This is a genomic window from Citrobacter sp. Cpo069, assembly GCF_030332785.1.
In the GTDB taxonomy this organism is placed as follows: domain Bacteria; phylum Pseudomonadota; class Gammaproteobacteria; order Enterobacterales; family Enterobacteriaceae; genus Citrobacter; species Citrobacter portucalensis.
On the sequence record NZ_JAOWHD010000062.1, the window covers coordinates 1 to 17,629 of the forward strand.

At 52.9% G+C, this 17,629-nt stretch carries 17 protein-coding genes; 3 read left to right on the plus strand and 14 right to left on the minus strand.

Annotated features, from left to right (window positions below; all coding sequences use genetic code 11):
* Positions 1-112: 112 nt before the first annotated feature.
* From hemG to pepQ, 4 genes are read right to left on the minus strand one after another with little or no spacing between them, the layout of a single operon-like run.
* Positions 113-658: a menaquinone-dependent protoporphyrinogen IX dehydrogenase gene (gene hemG, locus OGY08_RS21810; RefSeq protein WP_032945724.1), complete on the minus strand. Its 546-nt coding sequence runs from the start codon at positions 656-658 to the stop codon at positions 113-115.
* A gap of 11 nt (positions 659-669) precedes the next feature.
* The gene (gene trkH, locus OGY08_RS21815; protein ID WP_003017848.1) at positions 670-2,121 is read right to left on the minus strand and encodes a Trk system potassium transporter TrkH; all 1,452 of its coding nucleotides are present in this window, start codon (positions 2,119-2,121) and stop codon (positions 670-672) included.
* 38 nt (positions 2,122-2,159) lie between these two features.
* Positions 2,160-2,774, minus strand: coding sequence for an IMPACT family protein (locus OGY08_RS21820; protein WP_003017851.1), 615 nt, complete (start codon positions 2,772-2,774; stop codon positions 2,160-2,162).
* Entirely contained in the window at positions 2,774-4,105 is a 1,332-nt protein-coding gene (gene pepQ / locus OGY08_RS21825) for a Xaa-Pro dipeptidase (protein ID WP_103285947.1), read from the minus strand. Before pepQ ends, OGY08_RS21820 begins: the two co-directional genes overlap by 1 nt.
* A gap of 188 nt (positions 4,106-4,293) precedes the next feature.
* Here pepQ and fadB point away from each other — a divergent pair, with 188 nt between their 5' ends.
* The gene (gene fadB, locus OGY08_RS21830; protein WP_125363373.1) at positions 4,294-6,483 is read left to right on the plus strand and encodes a fatty acid oxidation complex subunit alpha FadB; all 2,190 of its coding nucleotides are present in this window, start codon (positions 4,294-4,296) and stop codon (positions 6,481-6,483) included.
* Between the two features lie 9 nt (positions 6,484-6,492).
* Positions 6,493-7,656, plus strand: a complete 1,164-nt coding sequence (gene fadA, locus OGY08_RS21835; RefSeq protein WP_057067477.1) for an acetyl-CoA C-acyltransferase FadA — start codon at positions 6,493-6,495, stop codon at positions 7,654-7,656.
* Positions 7,657-7,810: 154 nt separating this feature from the next.
* On the opposite strand, the gene OGY08_RS21840 is transcribed toward fadA, so the two are convergent.
* The 4 genes from OGY08_RS21840 to ubiD all read right to left on the minus strand — a co-directional run bounded on the left by OGY08_RS21840 (position 7,811) and on the right by ubiD (position 12,178).
* The gene (locus OGY08_RS21840; RefSeq protein ID WP_032945721.1) at positions 7,811-8,791 is read right to left on the minus strand and encodes a LacI family DNA-binding transcriptional regulator; all 981 of its coding nucleotides are present in this window, start codon (positions 8,789-8,791) and stop codon (positions 7,811-7,813) included.
* Positions 8,788-9,714 carry an ROK family protein gene (locus OGY08_RS21845; RefSeq protein WP_125363372.1) on the minus strand — a complete coding sequence of 309 codons (927 nt, stop codon included), beginning with the start codon at positions 9,712-9,714 and terminating at the stop codon, positions 8,788-8,790. Before OGY08_RS21845 ends, OGY08_RS21840 begins: the two co-directional genes overlap by 4 nt.
* 228 nt (positions 9,715-9,942) lie before the next feature.
* Complete coding sequence (gene fre, locus OGY08_RS21850) at positions 9,943-10,644, minus strand: NAD(P)H-flavin reductase (protein ID WP_003828903.1); 702 nt, start codon at positions 10,642-10,644, stop codon at positions 9,943-9,945.
* 40 nt (positions 10,645-10,684) lie between these two features.
* Positions 10,685-12,178, minus strand: coding sequence for a 4-hydroxy-3-polyprenylbenzoate decarboxylase (ubiD, locus tag OGY08_RS21855; protein ID WP_125363371.1), 1,494 nt, complete (start codon positions 12,176-12,178; stop codon positions 10,685-10,687).
* A 204-nt stretch (positions 12,179-12,382) separates the two neighbouring features.
* Here ubiD and rfaH point away from each other — a divergent pair, with 204 nt between their 5' ends.
* The gene (rfaH, locus tag OGY08_RS21860) at positions 12,383-12,871 is read left to right on the plus strand and encodes a transcription/translation regulatory transformer protein RfaH (protein WP_003017881.1); all 489 of its coding nucleotides are present in this window, start codon (positions 12,383-12,385) and stop codon (positions 12,869-12,871) included.
* A gap of 5 nt (positions 12,872-12,876) precedes the next feature.
* Here the strand turns inward: rfaH and tatD are convergent, their stop codons facing one another.
* The 6 genes from tatD to ubiJ form a co-directional block, all read right to left on the minus strand.
* Positions 12,877-13,659, minus strand: coding sequence for a 3'-5' ssDNA/RNA exonuclease TatD (tatD, locus tag OGY08_RS21865; RefSeq protein ID WP_125363370.1), 783 nt, complete (start codon positions 13,657-13,659; stop codon positions 12,877-12,879).
* Positions 13,660-13,700: 41 nt separating this feature from the next.
* Positions 13,701-14,492, minus strand: a complete 792-nt coding sequence (gene tatC / locus OGY08_RS21870) for a Sec-independent protein translocase subunit TatC (protein WP_003828911.1) — start codon at positions 14,490-14,492, stop codon at positions 13,701-13,703.
* A gap of 2 nt (positions 14,493-14,494) precedes the next feature.
* Positions 14,495-15,043, minus strand: coding sequence for a Sec-independent protein translocase protein TatB (tatB, locus tag OGY08_RS21875; RefSeq protein WP_048227528.1), 549 nt, complete (start codon positions 15,041-15,043; stop codon positions 14,495-14,497).
* A 3-nt stretch (positions 15,044-15,046) separates the two neighbouring features.
* Positions 15,047-15,301, minus strand: coding sequence for a Sec-independent protein translocase subunit TatA (tatA, locus tag OGY08_RS21880; RefSeq protein WP_003017888.1), 255 nt, complete (start codon positions 15,299-15,301; stop codon positions 15,047-15,049).
* A gap of 78 nt (positions 15,302-15,379) precedes the next feature.
* Positions 15,380-17,020 carry a ubiquinone biosynthesis regulatory protein kinase UbiB gene (gene ubiB / locus OGY08_RS21885; protein WP_286566591.1) on the minus strand — a complete coding sequence of 547 codons (1,641 nt, stop codon included), beginning with the start codon at positions 17,018-17,020 and terminating at the stop codon, positions 15,380-15,382.
* Positions 17,017-17,622 carry a ubiquinone biosynthesis protein UbiJ gene (gene ubiJ, locus OGY08_RS21890; protein WP_003828918.1) on the minus strand — a complete coding sequence of 202 codons (606 nt, stop codon included), beginning with the start codon at positions 17,620-17,622 and terminating at the stop codon, positions 17,017-17,019. The genes ubiB and ubiJ overlap by 4 nt, the downstream gene beginning before the upstream one ends.
* Positions 17,623-17,629 lie beyond the last annotated feature (7 nt).

Below are 17,629 nucleotides of genomic sequence, written 5' to 3' on the forward strand. Positions count from 1 at the left end.
GCTTGTAATCCGTTGTTCCGTGTCAGTGGAGGCGCATTATAGGGAGTTATTTCAGGCTGACAAGGGGAAATTTAAAATAATCTTCCGAGTGCGTATTTTTTATTCTTTGCGCTTATTTTAACAACGCTTTGTTGGTTAATTGGGCTATTTCTCGCGCGAATCTCGCAACCTGTTCCCAATCGGTATACACCACTTCTTTATTCGTATCCGTTTCACCGCCTGACATCTTCATTATCAGTTGGATCATAACGCGGTCATACCAGCGATAGCGTGGATACAGCAAAGCACCCGCAATGACTGCGCTGTGGTCTGGTCGCCACGGCGAACTCATCAGGAACTTACGCGCATAGCTGTTGGTTTGCGGCGTACGTTTCTCCGGTTTACGGGCAACCAGGTTTACGGAGTAGAACGCGCTCGGCATCGAATTCAGCCGTGTGGCATGCTTTTTCACAAACTCCTGAAAAGCAGCATGGTAATGACCGTAGCGAATCGAGGCGCCAATTACCACGCTGTCATAATTTTGCCAGTCCGGCTCCGCGGTACGATGCAAATTAACAACATCTGCCCAAACGCCCAGCTCTTTGAGTTCAGAAGCCAGATACTCAGCGATTTCACGCGTTTGTCCGTCCCGGGAAGAAAAAAGAATCAGTGTTTTCACGTGTTACTCCATTATTCACGCCAGAAGGTAGGGGTAAAGAGCACCAGCAGAGTAAAGACCTCCAGACGACCAAACAGCATATTGGCAATCAGGATCCACTTCGCCACAGGGTTCATACTGGCAAAGTTGTCGGCGACAACCCCCAGTCCAGGCCCCAGGTTATTCAACGTTGCCACAACAGAGGCAAACGCGGAGAAGTCATCAACACCGGTCGCAATAATCGCCAGCATACTGATAATAAAGACCAGCGCATAGGCAGAGAAGAATCCCCATACGGCTTCAAGAATTCGCTCCGGCAACGCACGGTTACCCAGTTTGATACTGTAAACCGCATTCGGATGGACCAGTCGTTTCAATTCGCGGTTACCCTGCTTAAACAGCAGCAGGATACGAATCACCTTCAAGCCACCGCCCGTCGACCCGGCACAGCCGCCGATAAAAGCAGAACACAGCAACAGCACTGGCAGGAACAGGGGCCAGCGGGCAATACTGTCCGTGGTAAATCCGGCGGTCGTAGCCATCGATACCACCTGGAAAAAGGCCTGGTTGATCGTCGTGAGCGCCGAGCCATAGGTATTGTGTATCCATAGCACCAGCGTACAGACTGCCACCAGCGTCAACTGCACACCGATAAACATGCGGAATTCCGGATCCCGCCAGTAGACCTTCAGACTACGCCCACTTAATAAAGAGAAGTGCAGACCATAGTTACAACCGGAGATCAGCAAGAAGATAGCAATGATGGTGTTAATCGTGGGACTGTCGAAATACCCCACGCTGGCATCGTGTGTGGAAAAACCACCGATGGCGATTGTGGCAAAACTGTGCCCAATGGCGTCAAACGCGGGCATCCCGGCAAACCATAGCGCCAGCGCGCACGCCACCGTCAGTAATACATAGATTAGCCACAGCGTTTTCGCCGTTTCGGCAATACGCGGGCGCATTTTATTATCTTTCAGCGGCCCCGGCATTTCTGCACGATAGAGCTGCATCCCACCAACACCAAGAATAGGCAGGATAGCCACCGCCAGCACGATGATCCCCATCCCACCGAACCATTGCAGCATCTGGCGATAAAAGAGAATCGCGTGTGGCAATGAATCCAGCCCCACCAGCGTCGTCGCACCTGTAGTGGTTAATCCGGAAAAGGATTCAAAAAAAGCGTCGGTTATCGTCAGGTTAGGGCTTTCAGCAAAGATGAACGGTAGCGCACCCACACTGCCCAGAACGGTCCAGAACAAAACGACAATCAGAAATCCTTCACGCGATTTCAGCTCACCCTTCTCTTTACGGTTTGGCCACCACAGCATGGAGCCGATCGCCAGAGCAACGAAGAAAGTTTGGGTGAATGCACGCCCAGCCCCATCGCGGTAGATGAGCGCTACCAGTCCGGGGATAATCATTGTCCCCGAGAATAAGATGACCAGTAGTCCAACGATTCGGGTGATGGCGCGAAAATGCATCTCTGCCGCTTCCTTAGTTCTTTAAAATGAGGTGGGGATTATTCTTCAATCGCTAACAATTGCAATGAACCACGACTAAAATCCGCCAGTTTTGCCGAAAACTCATCCACTTTGGCAAAAGGAAGCGCCACCCTGAGCCGAACAAAAGCCTGGTAATCACTGGCAACGACTTTACCGTCAAACTGCCCCAGCAAGGCTTCAATGCCTGCCAGCTGACCGTACTCACACTGCAAAGTATATTCGGTTAATGGCGTCTTGCGCTGTGTCGTTAACTGGCGCAACGCCTGATTCACACCACCACCGTAGGCTTTTACCAACCCTCCAGTACCGAGAAGGATACCGCCGTAGTAGCGCACGACTACAGCGGTAATCTCGCCGACACCGCTCCCCATCAGCTGCGCGAGCATCGGTTTACCTGCCGTACCCGCCGGTTCGCCATCGTCTGAAAACCCTAGCTGCTGCGAGTCATTGGGCGCACCCGCCACCCACGCCACACAATGGTGGCGGGCGTCCGGGTGTTCCGCTTTGACTGACTCAACAAACGCCTTTGCCGCTTCTACGCCGTCCGTATGGGCGAGCAGCGTAATGAAGCGGCTTTTTTTGATCTCTTCGACGACGCTAACCGGCGCCGCAGGGATTAACCAACTGTCCATTACGCCAGTTTCAAATCCCGCGTCATGTTTTCGATATTGTTTTCGTGGACCACCACGTTGTCTTCAATACGAATACCGCCGAACGGTTTCAGTGCTTCAATTTTCTGCCAGTTGAAGTGCTTGCTGAACTGCCCTTCACGCCACGGCGCCAGCAGAGATTCAATGAAGTAAATGCCCGGTTCGATGGTCAGAACCATGCCCGGTTGCAGTACGCGGGTGCAACGCAGGTAAGGATATTTCGACGGTGCGGCCAGATGAGTACCGCTGTCGTCCTGCATAAAGCCAGCGACATCATGTACCTGCAGACCCAGCGGGTGACCGATACCGTGCGGCATAAACGGCCCGGTAAGATCGTTTTCCACCATCGCCTCTTCACTCATATCGGTGATGATTTGATGCTTACGCAGCAGCTTCGCGATGCGCTGATGGAACTGAATGTGATAATCCACGTAGCTGGTGCCTGCTTTCATGGTGGCAATCAGCGCCAGCTCTTCGTCGTTAACGTCTTTCACCAGATGCGCATAGTCATTGTCGCTTTTCGCCGACCAGGTACGCGTCAGATCTGCCGCATAACCGTTGTATTCCGCACCAGCATCGAGCAGGAAGCTGCGGATTTCAGACGGTGCCTGATGATCCAGCTTGGTGTAATGAAGAACCGAAGCATGCTCGTTAAGCGCCACGATGTTGCTGTATGGCACGTCGGTGTCGCGGTGACCGGTGGCAGTCAGGTAAGCGAGGTTGATGTCAAACTCGCTCATTCCGGAACGGAACGCTTCTTCTGCGGCACGGTGTCCATTTACCGCCATTTTCTGCGCTTCGCGCATACAGGCCAGTTCGTATTCCGTTTTATAGGCGCGGTAATAATGCAGGTAGTCGATCACCCCTTTCGGGTTGATGTTGCTGGCCGCGATGTCCAGTTGCAGCGCACGTTCCGGAACCGGGCCGATGTAACCGATATTGCCGCGAGCAGCAGGCAGTTGGCTACCGATACCATCCGCTTTCGGCAGCGCGATGATCTCGATTTCTTCCGTCCAGAAAGAGGTTGGTAGCGGCTCAACGTTGTGCCAGTAATCGACCGGCAGGTAGAACCACAGTTTCGGCTTGTTTACGCCATCCACCAGCAACCAGCAGTTAGGAACCTGTGTTACAGGCACCCAGGCTTTAAATTGTGGATTGACCTTAAACGGATATGGATGATCGTCGAGAAAGACGTTAACAAGTTCGCCAGAGTGAATCAGTAACGCATCCAGTTTGAAGCGTTCCAGCGCGTCGCGCGTCCGTTCCTGTAAGGTAACGATATGATTTTTATAGAGTGCGGCCAGCGATTCCATTTTCTATCCTTCTGTTTTTTGACCTCAAGTCTCCGCATCTTAGCACATCGCTTTGTGAGTGCGTGATTTCTGCCGAGCGTGATCGAATCGTCATTTCTTTAATCATTTATTTGCATTTTATTAACATAAAACACACACTTCGATTCATCTGGTATGACCAGATCACCTTGCGGATTCAGGAGACTGACATGCTTTACAAAGGCGACACCCTGTACCTCGACTGGCTAGAAGATGGCATCGCCGAACTGGTGTTCGATGCCCCTGGTTCGGTCAATAAACTCGACACGGCCACCGTTGCCAGCCTGGGCCATGCGCTTGATGTGCTGGAAAAACAACCGAATTTAAAAGGACTGCTGCTGCGTTCTAACAAATCAGCCTTTATTGTTGGTGCCGATATCACCGAATTCCTTTCACTGTTCCTCGTGCCTGAAGAACAACTGAGCCAGTGGCTGCATTTTGCCAACAGCGTCTTTAATCGCCTCGAAGATCTGCCTGTTCCGACCCTTTCAGCGGTAAACGGCTACGCGCTGGGTGGCGGCTGCGAGTGTGTTCTGGCAACCGATTATCGTCTGGCAACGCCGGACCTGCGCATTGGCCTGCCGGAAACCAAGCTGGGCATTATGCCGGGCTTTGGCGGCTCTGTGCGTATGCCACGTATGCTGGGTGCGGACAGCGCGCTGGAAATTATTGCGGCAGGTAAGGATGTTGGTGCTGAGCAGGCGCTAAAAATCGGCCTGGTCGATGGCGTAGTGAAGCAAGACAAACTGCTTGATGGCGCGATAGCGGTATTACGTCAGGCGATTAACGGCGACCTCGACTGGAAGGCCAAACGTCAGCCGAAGCTGGAGCCGTTGAAACTCAGCAAAATTGAAGCGGCTATGAGCTTTACCATCGCTAAAGGCATGGTGGCACAGACGGCAGGGAAGCATTATCCCGCGCCGATTACCGCGGTAAAAACCATTGAAGCAGCGGCCCGTTTTGGCCGTGAAGAAGCGCTGAATCTGGAAAATAAAAGCTTTGTTCCACTGGCGCACACCAGTGAAGCTCGCGCGCTGGTTGGGATCTTCCTTAACGATCAGTTCGTCAAAGCCAAAGCCAAAAAACTCACCAAAAATATTGAAGCACCGAAGCAAGCTGCGGTGCTGGGCGCGGGCATTATGGGCGGCGGCATCGCTTACCAGTCAGCCTGGAAAGGCGTGCCGGTTGTCATGAAAGATATCAATGACAAATCATTAACGCTGGGCATGACCGAAGCGGCCAAGCTGCTGAACAAACAGCTTGAGCGCGGCAAAATTGACGGTCTGAAAATGGCGGGCGTGATTTCCACTATTCATCCAACCCTCGACTATAGCGGTTTTGAGCGTGTGGACGTGGTGGTTGAAGCTGTCGTGGAAAACCCGAAAGTGAAAAAAGCGGTACTGGCAGAAACCGAAGATCAGGTACGCCCGGACACCGTACTGGCTTCAAATACCTCCACCATCCCAATCAACGAGCTGGCCAGCGCGCTCAAGCGCCCGGAAAACTTCTGTGGGATGCACTTCTTTAACCCAGTACACCGCATGCCACTGGTTGAGATCATTCGCGGCGAGAAAAGCTCGGATGAAACCATCGCCAAAGTTGTCGCCTGGGCAAGCCAGATGGGCAAAACCCCAATTGTGGTCAACGACTGCCCCGGTTTCTTCGTGAACCGCGTGCTGTTCCCGTATTTTGCCGGTTTCAGCCAGCTGCTGCGCGATGGGGCGGATTTCCGCAAAGTCGACAAAGTCATGGAAAAACAGTTTGGCTGGCCGATGGGCCCGGCCTATCTGCTGGACGTGGTGGGAATTGATACCGCACATCACGCGCAGGCAGTGATGTCCGCAGGCTTCCCTCAGCGTATGCAGAAAGATTATCGCGACGCGATAGACGCCCTGTTTGATGCGAACCGTTTCGGACAGAAAAACGGTCTTGGATTCTGGCGTTATAAAGAAGACAACAAGGGCAAGCCGAAGAAAGAAGAGGATGCCACCGTTGACGATCTGCTGGCAGAAGTCAGCCAGCCGAAACGCGACTTCAGTGATGAAGAGATTATCGCTCGCATGATGATCCCAATGGTCAACGAAGTGGTGCGTTGTCTGGAAGAAGGCATTATCGCCAGCCCGGCAGAGGCCGATATGGCGCTGGTTTATGGCCTGGGCTTCCCTCCGTTCCATGGTGGCGCGTTCCGCTGGCTGGATACGCTCGGCAGCGCGAAGTATCTCGATATGGCCCAGCAGTATCAGCACCTCGGAGCGCTGTATGAAGTTCCGGCTGGTCTGCGTGATAAGGCGCGCCATAACGAACCGTATTATCCCCAGGTTGAGCCTGCCCGCCCGGTTGGCAGCCTGAAAACGGCTTAAGGAGTCACAATGGAACAGGTTGTAATTGTTGATGCGATCCGTACCCCGATGGGCCGTTCGAAAGGGGGCGCGTTTCGTCACGTGCGGGCAGAAGATCTCTCCGCACACTTAATGCGTAGCCTGCTGGCGCGAAATCCTGCGCTGGAGCCATCCGCGCTTGATGATATTTACTGGGGCTGTGTGCAGCAAACGCTGGAGCAGGGTTTCAACATCGCCCGTAACGCCGCGCTGCTGGCGGAAGTTCCGCACTCCGTTCCAGCCGTCACGGTCAACCGCCTGTGCGGTTCGTCCATGCAGGCGCTGCACGATGCGGCACGCATGATCATGACCGGCGATGCTCAGGCGTGCCTGATTGGCGGCGTGGAGCATATGGGCCATGTGCCAATGAGTCACGGCGTTGATTTCCACCCGGGCATGAGCCGCAACGTGGCAAAAGCCGCGGGAATGATGGGTCTGACCGCGGAAATGCTCTCTCGTATGCACGGCATCAGCCGTGAAATGCAGGATGCTTTCGCCGCACGTTCACATGCTCGCGCCTGGGCTGCAACACAGTCTGGCGCATTTAAAAACGAAATCATCCCGACCGGCGGCCATGATGCCGACGGCGTACTGAAGCAGTTTAACTACGATGAGGTTATCCGTCCGGAGACAACCGTTGAAGCGCTCTCCACCCTGCGCCCGGCGTTCGATCCGGTTAGCGGAACGGTCACTGCCGGTACCTCCTCCGCGCTCTCCGACGGCGCAGCGGCGATGCTGGTCATGAGCGAAAGCCGCGCCCGTGAGCTGGGTCTGACGCCGCGTGCCCGAATCCGTTCGATGGCTGTTGTTGGCTGTGACCCGTCAATTATGGGTTATGGTCCGGTTCCGGCCTCAAAACTAGCGCTGAAAAAAGCGGGACTCTCCACCAGCGATATCGGTTTGTTTGAGATGAACGAAGCCTTTGCCGCTCAGATCTTGCCGTGCATTAAAGATCTGGGGCTGATGGAGCAGATCGATGAGAAGATCAACCTCAACGGCGGGGCGATCGCTTTGGGCCATCCGTTGGGTTGCTCTGGGGCGCGTATCAGCACCACCCTGCTCAATCTGATGGAACGCAAAGACGTACAGTTTGGCCTGGCGACGATGTGTATCGGTTTAGGCCAGGGCATCGCGACGGTATTTGAGCGAGTTTAATCAAAGCATGTGACTTATTGTAGGCCGGGCAAGCGAAGCGCCCCCGGCGACTATGCCGGATGGCGACGCTGATGCGTCTTATCCGGCCTACAACACAAATGCCATTGTATAACAATTTAGTTGCCGTTCTTCCCGCCTGTCAGGGGCGGGTTTTTTATTTCTCTGAACTACCACGTACCACTAACTGCACCGGCAACAGCAGATTCTCTTCCTGATTTTCTTCCAGCAATAAACGCAGCGCTTCACGCCCCAATTGTTGTTTATCAACCGCAATGGTGGTGAGTGGTGGATGTGACCAGGCCGCAGCATCGATATCATCAAACCCAACCAGCGCAAGATCTTCCGGGATACGTATACCCTGCTGCGCACACACCCGTTGAACGACCAGCGCTGCCGCATCGTTATAGGCAAAAATAGCGTCGGGCGGCTCTGGCAGACTGAGCAATTCATTCACCGCCTCCACCAAAGATTGCTCGGTATCCAGCAGCGGCGGCGCAATGGCTTCATACTCTGGCGGCATCAGCAAACGGGCCTCATACAATGCCTGACGGTAACCCTTCTCGCGCTGACGGATGCTGTAGTGCGCAAGCGTGCTGGCAAGAAAAGCAATACGGCTGCGACCTTGTGCAATCAAATGTTGTGTAGCCAGATAACCGCCCTGGGTGTTGTCCGGATTCACGCAAGGCAGGCCCGGCGCCCAGAGATCCACCAGCACCAACGGCAGCTTCATCTGTTGCAGCAAGCCAAGTAATTCAGGCTCAAAAAATCCGGCACAGATCAGTGCATCAGGCTGGTGCAGCAGCACCTGCTCACTCACTGCATCGCCTGGGCCAATGGAGAGAAAGCTCAGCGCAATACCATGGTCACGACAGTTATCTTCTATGCCCAGCAGCAGTTGAGAGTAAAACGGCAATGCCCGGCTGATATTGTGCTGGCGGTGAAGCAAAAACAGGACGCGTTTGATCTTGTCAGTGCGCAGACGGGAAAAATCATAACCCTGCTGCTGCGCCACAGAAATAATGCGCAGCCGGGTGTCTTCACGCAGCCCCGGCTGCCCTTTTAGGGCGCGGGAAACTGCACCAACTGAAACACCACAAGCTTCGGCAATATCTCTGATACGTACAGGTTTTGTCATTTCACTCTCATTGATTCTACTATGGCTTGTTGCGCCCCCAGCCAGGCCGCACCGCGTACGCCGCTGCTGTCGCCGTGACGGGCCCGAACGATCGGTGTGCGGCACTGCTTACCAAATACGTACTGCGCCACTCGCGCCTGCAAACCCGAATACAGTAAATCGATATTGGATACCCCACCACCAAGCACGATAACATCGGGATCGAGCGTATTCACCACGCCCGCCAACGCACGCGCCAGTTGATCGCAATAACGTTCCCATACAAAGCAGGCATCCGCATCACCCGATTCTACCTGTTGCATAATTTGTGGCACACCCACATGCTGCGCGGTGTGATTCAGGTACTGGCGTTCCAGACCGCTGCCGGAAATAAAGCTCTCAATACAGTTCAACTGTCCGCAATAGCATCTCACTCCAGCCCCGTCCTGAGATTCGTGGTAGCGCGGCAATGCATTATGCCCCCACTCTCCTGCGCAGGCGTTAGGTCCAGAGATCAAGCGGTTATCGATGCATAGTCCACCGCCGCAACCGGTACCGAGGATCACGCCAAATACCACGCTATACCCGTGTCCGCTACCGTCCATCGCTTCCGACAAGGTAAAGCAGTTGGCATCATTAGTAACCGGCACTGGCATTCCTGATGCTCGCTCAAGGTCTTGCGCAAAGGCCTGTTGATTGAGCACCAGGATGTTCGAATTCTTAATCAAACCTTCGCTATCCACCGCGCCTGGCACCCCAACGCCAACCGATAAAGGCTGATTAACGGCCAGTCTGGCCTTAGCAATCATCTCCGTCACGGCCTGGAAAAAATCACCGTAACTCTGCTTTGGTGTCGCGCATCGCTCGCGGTAAACAATTTCACCCGCGTTATCAATCACCACCGCTTCGATTTTAGTCCCGCCAATATCCAGTCCGAGTCTCATGGTCTTCCTCGTTTGCGCCTCGCAATTTGATTGTGTCTAGTTTGCCAATTTTGTTTACTAAACAAAAAGAGACCTGTCACAAAAGCTAAGTTTTGTGATTAATAGATAGGAAAAACATGTTTACTAAAAAACGTGGTGAAAAAGAGAAACAACGAGACCGGGCTTGCACCCTGTTAGAAGAAGTAAGGTTGGTGATGAATGCGCCGGAAGGGCTCCGGCGCACAGCGCTTAAATGAACGCGAAAGCGTCGCCAAACAGGCGATCTTCACGCGCACTGCGCTCATTACAGAAGAGATCGCGCGCGATTTTGGCCATTTCAAAACGCCCGGCAATGTAGATATCATGCTCCGCCAGGGTACCGTAATCCTGCAATACTGCCGTTAACACGGTTCCCGTACGACCACGCCAGCCGTCTTCAGGCTGTTCCACCACTGGCTCAACGCGCAGATTCGGGTGGTTCACAGACAGCGCTTCCAGCTCGGAGAGATCGTAGAGATGCTTCTCCTCGCGACCGCCCCAGTAAATGGTGATATCGCGGTTTGGGTTGCGCGCGAGCGCGGTAAGCAGAATAGAACGCACGTAAGAGAACCCTGTACCACCGGCAATCAGGATCAGCGGGCGCTCGTCTTCGTCACGCAGCCAGGCTTCGCCATGCGGAATGTCGACCTTGATTTCCCGGTCTTTCAGAATACGGTCCATCACGGCCATGGCGTAAAGATTTAGCTCAGAGGCGCCAACGTGCAGCTCAATGAATCCTTGCTCGTCCGGCGTTGATGCCATGGAGAACGGACGCTTATCCCTTTCATCCATCACGACCATTAAATACTGGCCAGCACGAAAGGAAAACGCCGCGTCTGGCACTAAACGAACGCGATATACGGTGTCAGTGATAGCTTCTACCGAGGTCACTTTACAGCTTAAGGTTGTCATGCGCTCTCTCTGTCGGATCAATAGGCAAAACGATCGCGCCTCAGGCGCTTTTGCCGTCATTAAAGATGGCTAGTTCATCCCAAATTGCGTCAATGCGCGCAGTCACTTGAGGATCTTTTTTAATCGGACGTCCCCATTCACGTTGGGTTTCGCCCGGCCATTTATTTGTGGCATCCAGCCCCATTTTTGAACCAAGGCCGGAAACCGGCGAGGCAAAGTCCAGGTAATCAATTGGCGTATTCTCTACCAGTACCGTATCCCGGGCCGGGTCCATACGGGTAGTAATTGCCCAAATCACATCATTCCAGTCGCGTGCGTTGACGTCATCATCGCAAACAATAACAAATTTGGTGTACATAAACTGACGCAAAAACGACCAAACACCCATCATGACGCGTTTGGCATGGCCAGCGTACTGTTTTTTCATCGTCACGACGGCCAGGCGATATGAACAGCCTTCCGGAGGTAGATAAAAATCGACGATTTCCGGGAACTGCTTTTGCAGAATAGGCACGAAGACTTCGTTCAGCGCCACGCCGAGCACCGCGGGTTCATCTGGCGGGCGTCCGGTATAGGTAGAGTGATAAATTGCATCTTCACGCTGGGTAATGTGCGTGACGGTAAAGACCGGGAAGCTATCTACTTCGTTGTAGTAGCCGGTATGATCACCATACGGCCCTTCCGGAGCCAGCTCGCCCGGTTCAATGTACCCTTCCAGCACGATTTCTGCGCTGGCAGGCACTTCCAGGTCGTTGGAAATACATTTAACCACTTCGGTCTTGGTTCCGCGCAACAGCCCGGCAAATGCGTACTCGGATAATGTATCAGGGACCGGCGTCACGGCCCCCAGAATGGTCGCAGGATCTGCTCCTAACGCCACAGAAACCGGGAAGCGTTCACCCGGATGCGCTGCGCACCACTCCTGGTAATCAAGCGCGCCGCCGCGATGGGACAGCCAGCGCATAATGAGCTTGTTTTTGCCAATCAGCTGCTGACGATAGATGCCCAGATTCTGCCGCTCTTTATGCGGACCACGCGTTACGGTGAGCCCCCAGGTAATCAGCGGCGCGGCATCTTCCGGCCAGCAGGTCATAATCGGAATGCGGTTTAAATCAACGTCATCGCCTGAGTAGATTTTTTGCTGACAAGGTGCACCGCGCAACCGCTTAGTCGGCATGTTCAACACCTGCTTAAACTGCGGCAGCTTATCAAACAGATCGCGGAATCCTTTCGGTGGCTCTGGCTCTTTCAAAAACGCCAACAGTTTACCGACTTCTCGTAGCGCCGAGACATCTTCTTGTCCCATCCCCATCGCAACACGCTTTGGTGTGCCAAACAGGTTACACAGCACCGGCATTGAATAGCCTTTCGGATTCTCAAACAGTAACGCAGGCCCACCGGCACGCAGAGTGCGATCGGCAATTTCAGTAATTTCCAGGTGGGGATCCACCTCAAGCGAAATGCGTTTGAGCTCACCCTGCTGTTCAAGCAGCGTCAGGAAGTCGCGTAAATCGTGATATTTCATGGCGTCCATTGTGGCCTCTTCGTAAGCGCTTCATTATACGGCGTTCATCATTGTGATGCTGTATTTTTGTTAAATTAGCGTGAACTCTGGCGATACATATAAGCCCCGGGCGTATATACCCATTGGGTTTCAGCCTGCGTTGAGGTGGGTATAATTAACTTAACGCATGGCTTTTGCTATGCTTGCGCTCAGAACAAGCGGATAAGAGTTATTATGCAATCCTGGTATTTACTGTACTGCAAACGTGGGCAACTTCAGAGAGCCCAGGAACACCTGGAAAGACAGGCGGTGAACTGCCTGACGCCTATGATCACCCTGGAAAAAATAGTGCGCGGTAAACGTACCACAGTCAGTGAACCACTATTCCCTAATTACATGTTTGTCGAGTTCGACCCGGAAGTGATCCACACCACCACTATCAATGCCACGCGTGGTGTCAGCCATTTCGTCCGTTTTGGCGCGACGCCTGCGACCGTCCCTTCTCCCGTTATTCACCAGCTTTCTATCTACAAGCCTGAAGGTATTGTGGACCCGCAAACTCCTCAGCCAGGGGACAGCGTGATTATTACTGAAGGGGCATTTGAGGGGCTAAAAGCGATCTTCACCGAACCGGATGGCGAAGCGCGTTCCATGCTACTGCTTAACCTGTTGAATAAAGAAGTTAAGCAGAGCGTGAAAAATACCGGTTTTAGAAAAATTTAAGCCGTTTAGAAGGTCACTTCAAACAACGTTCGGACGTTAGCATCAATGGTTGCTGACAGCCATTGAGGATCTTCTCCGCGCCAGTGGGCAATACGCTCAAGAATATGTGGCAGGTGCGCCGGTTCATTGCGCCGTGACGTCGGTTTAGGCGTTAAGTCGCGAGGAAGTAGGTAAGGCGCATCGGTTTCGATCAGTAGTCTTTCTACCGGAATAAACGGCAGCAGTTCCCGCAGTTCCATCCCCCGACGCTCATCACAGACCCAGCCGGTAATACCAATATAAAGCCCTCGGTCCACACAGTCCTGCATCTCCTGCCGCGTTCCGGTAAAACAGTGCAGCACCGCGCCCGGGAGACTATCCAGCCACGGCTCCAGCAACGTCAGAAAACGCTCATGGGCATCCCGACAATGCATGAAAACCGGCATCTGCAGTTCAGCGGCAATGTGCAGTTGTGCCTCAAAAGCACGTTCCTGCTCCTGTGGCGTGGAGAAATTGCGATTGAAATCCAGACCGCACTCGCCAATAGCGACCACCTCAGACTGGTTTGCCAGCGCGATAATCTCGTCTTCCGTTGAGGATTGCCATTGGCTACTGTCATGCGGGTGCACGCCAGCCGTGGACCAGCAATGCGGATAATGTTGCGCCAACTTCAGCGCCTGCTGGCTTTCGTGCAGGTTTGTTCCGGTCAGAAGCATACCGTTTACGCCCGCAGCAAAGGCGCGCGCCACAACATCATCCCTGTCTTTCGCAAATTGTGAACTGGTTAAATTAACGCCAATATCAAACATGCTACCTCCCATATGACAACCGCCCTGACGGGCGGTTGAATTTACTCTTCTGTTTTCTCGGTGGCTTCGGCTTCTTTTGCTTCTTCAGCCTCGTTGTCCTCATCTCGCGTACGTCGCTTACCGACATAGAAACGAGAGAAGAAAACGCCCACTTCAAACAGGCAGTACATCGGTATCGCCAACAACGTTTGCGAGAAGACATCTGGCGGGGTCAGTAACATCCCGACGACGAATGCCCCCACCACAACGTAAGGTCGTTTCTTACGTAAATCTTCAGGTGTCGTAATGCCCATCCAGCATAGCAGCACAATGGCGACAGGGACCTCAAAAGAGACACCGAAAGCCATAAATAGCGCCATTACGAAGCTGAGATAGCTGGCAATGTCCGTCGATACCTGCACGCCTTGCGGAGCCGTGTTAGCCAGAAAACCAAACGCCAACGGGAAGACGACAAAATAGGCGAATGCCATGCCGATGTAGAACAACAACGAGCTGGAGACCAGCAGCGGCACAACCAGGCGACGTTCATGTTTGTACAAAGCAGGCGCAATAAATGCCCATACCTGGTAGAGGATCACTGGCGCTGACAGGATCAGCGACACCATGAAGGTTAACTTTATAGGGGTAAAGAACGGTGAGGCCACATCGGTGGCGATCATCGTTGCACCCTGCGGCATCTGTTTAATCAGCGGTGCCGCAACCATATGGTAAATGTCGTTGGCAAAGTAAACCAACGCCAGAAAGATCACGATAACCGCAATAATGCAGTTCAGGAGTCGCTTACGCAGCTCGATAAGATGCGTAATGAGCGGTTGGGTATCTTCTACAGCCATGTTTACGGTTTATCACTCGACGAGGGGGAGGATTCGACAACAGGTGCGGCAGCTTTCTTTTCTGCATCCATCAACGTGGCGGAAGTGTTTTCCGTCTGCTCTGGCGTTTTAGCACCCGTGGATTCCGGTTTTTGCTCCGGCGAACTGGCCTGGTTTTCAGCGGCGGCAGGGGTTACCCCTTCTCGCTGCGCTTCACCTTCTTTCACCACCGGATTATGGATAGTGTGCGCTTCATCGCTCGCTTTCTCAGGATCGTGCACGCTGTAAGAACGCTTCATCGATTCCGCCGCTTCACGCAGCTCATCCATTGACGCTTTCAGCTCCGGGGTCAGATTTGTCAGGCTTGCTTTCTCTACTTTCTTCAGGCTGTCCTGAAACTCCTGAAGCTTAAGCTCCTGGGTCAGTTCATTCTGAACAGTAGTTGCAAGGGAACGCAAAGCGCGAACCCAGCCAGCAACCGTTTTTACCGCTACAGGTAATCGTTGCGGCCCCAGAACAATGAGGCCGATCACGAACACCAATAACAGTTCGCTAAAACCGATATCAAACACGGATTATACCTGCTCTTTATCTTGGCTTTTGGCGTCTTCCTTTTTCACTTCACCCTGCTTATCGGTGATGGATTTAGCAGTAAAATCAGCGTCCTGGCTGGTTTTATCTTGCTTAGGCTCATCATCACCCATCGCTTTTTTGAAGCCTTTGATCGACGCGCCAAGATCGGAACCGATGGAGCCGAGTTTCTTGGTGCCAAATAGCAGTACAACGATGACGGCAATGATCAACAACTGCCAAATACTGATACCACCCATACATGTTCCTCTGTCATAGATGATGAATTAATAAGGCCGTAGTATACGTTACACGACCTGCCTTGGGCGATGAAAAATTCAGCGCATTTTGCGCCAGCCGATCAACCAGGCTATGACGCCTCCCGCCATTAACCAGCCCGGCATAAGCCTCCACTCAGGGCGGCTTACCAGCAGGAATGTTCCACTTAGCAACAATGTTGCGCCAATGCCCAATAAATAACGGGATTGTCCCTGGCGTACATGATTCGCGTGAAGCTCGCGGGCAATCTTATCAACACTGTGCTGTAAATATTTGCCCTGGCGCAAACTGTCATACACCAGTTCAGGTATTTCTGGCATTTTTTCGACCCAGAACGGTGCTTTTTCTTTAAATGCCCTAACGAGCGCCGGAATACCGACCTGATCTTTAATCCAGGATTCGAGGAATGGCTTAGCCGTTTTCCACAAATCTAACTGAGGGTAGAGTTGTCGTCCGACACCTTCAACGTACAGTAGCGTCTTCTGGAGCAATACCAGTTGAGGCTGAACTTCCATATTGAAGCGGCGCGCAGTGTTGAACAGATTCAACAGCACGTGACCAAAGGAAATCTCCGCCAGCGGCTTTTCAAAAATCGGCTCGCACACGGTACGAATGGCAAATTCAAACTCTTCTACATTGGTATCCGGCGGAACCCAACCAGAATCCACGTGCAGTTCAGCAACTTTGCGGTAATCGCGGTTAAAGAACGCAATGAAGTTTTCAGCCAGGTAGCGCTTATCTTCTTTGTTTAAAGAGCCCACAATCCCACAATCAATACCAATGTATTTCGGGTTTTCAGGGTGCTCATAACTGACAAAAATGTTCCCGGGGTGCATATCCGCATGGAAAAAGCTGTCGCGGAATACCTGAGTAAAGAAGACCTGAACACCACGCTCGGCCAACAGTTTCATATTGGTGCCGTTCTTCTCAAGCGTGGTGACATCTGAAACCGGGATACCGTAAATGCGCTCCATCACCATCATGTTCTGACTGCAATAGTCGGAATACACTTCCGGGATGTACAGCATCGGACTATCTTCAAAATTACGTCGTAGCTGAATGGCGTTCGCCGATTCGCGCAGCAGATTCAGTTCATCGATCAACGTTTTTTCATATTCACGGACGACTTCTGTTGGTCGCAGGCGACGTCCATCTGGCAGCAGACGAGGAACCCAACGAGCCAGGCGGTAGATCAGTTTTAAATCCGCTTTGATGACCGGGAGTATGTCCGGGCGAATAACTTTGATCACCACCTCTTTGCCATTCGATTTCAATCGCGCAGTGTGGACCTGAGCAACAGACGCAGATGCCAGTGGCGTGATTTCAAAATCATCAAACCATTCCTCAACGGGCAGCCCGCCCATGGCCTCTTCGATTTGTTTTTTCGCTCTAAGCCCATCGAACGGGGCAACCCGATCCTGCAATAGCGCAAGCTGATCGGCGATGTGCGGAGGGAAAAGGTCACGACGGGTAGAGAGCATTTGCCCAAATTTGATCCACACCGGGCCGAGTTCCTGTAAAGCCAGTCTCAGCCTTTCTCCCAGCGGTTTGTCTTTATGTCGGTTGGGCATCCAGAACAACGAGTAACGCCACAACCGAAGCGGCAGCGTGATTCGCATTTTGGGGATGAGTTCATCAAGACCGTAGCTTAAAAAAGTGCGAATGATGAAATAAAGGCGCCGTACTTCACCTGGCGTCATTTGGCCTCCAGTTTTTCCAGCCGTTTGGCCAGAGATTCAACCGCGCGCTCAACGGCTGCCGTTTCTTCAGCAAACCATGCAACCTCTAGTGGACCAGGAGCCATGCGCCACTCTTCAGTGATCGCTTCGGCGACATAGCGCTGCTGGCGCTGAAAGTTATGGCACAGGAACTTCGCTCCACCACGCAAGACTTTGCTGACCCCTTCCGCGACGATATCGCCGGTATAGGGTGCTAACAGTTCTGCAGGATCCAACTCCGCCAGATCGGCCAGCGCAACAAAGTTCTGTACTACCTGGATATCGCCCTGGACTTCCAGCTCACCGCTGCGGATAAGCGTGGTGAGTTGCTGTCGATCACGCAATTTCGGTAACACACTGGCATATGTGATTACGGTGCAATCGGCTTCGCCTTCCCATGCCCCCAGCACATCGACCTGGCGCTCGCTAAATACCAGGACTAACGGTGTTGAAAATCCTTTGAGATCAACACGCAGCACCTTACCCTGTAAACGCGTTCGGGCTGACTTCAGCGCAGGAGAACGGTACAGAAAGGTGTTGAGCAGATTTTCAACGCCTGCGGTTACTAAGGGTTTTAAAGGCATCCCCACT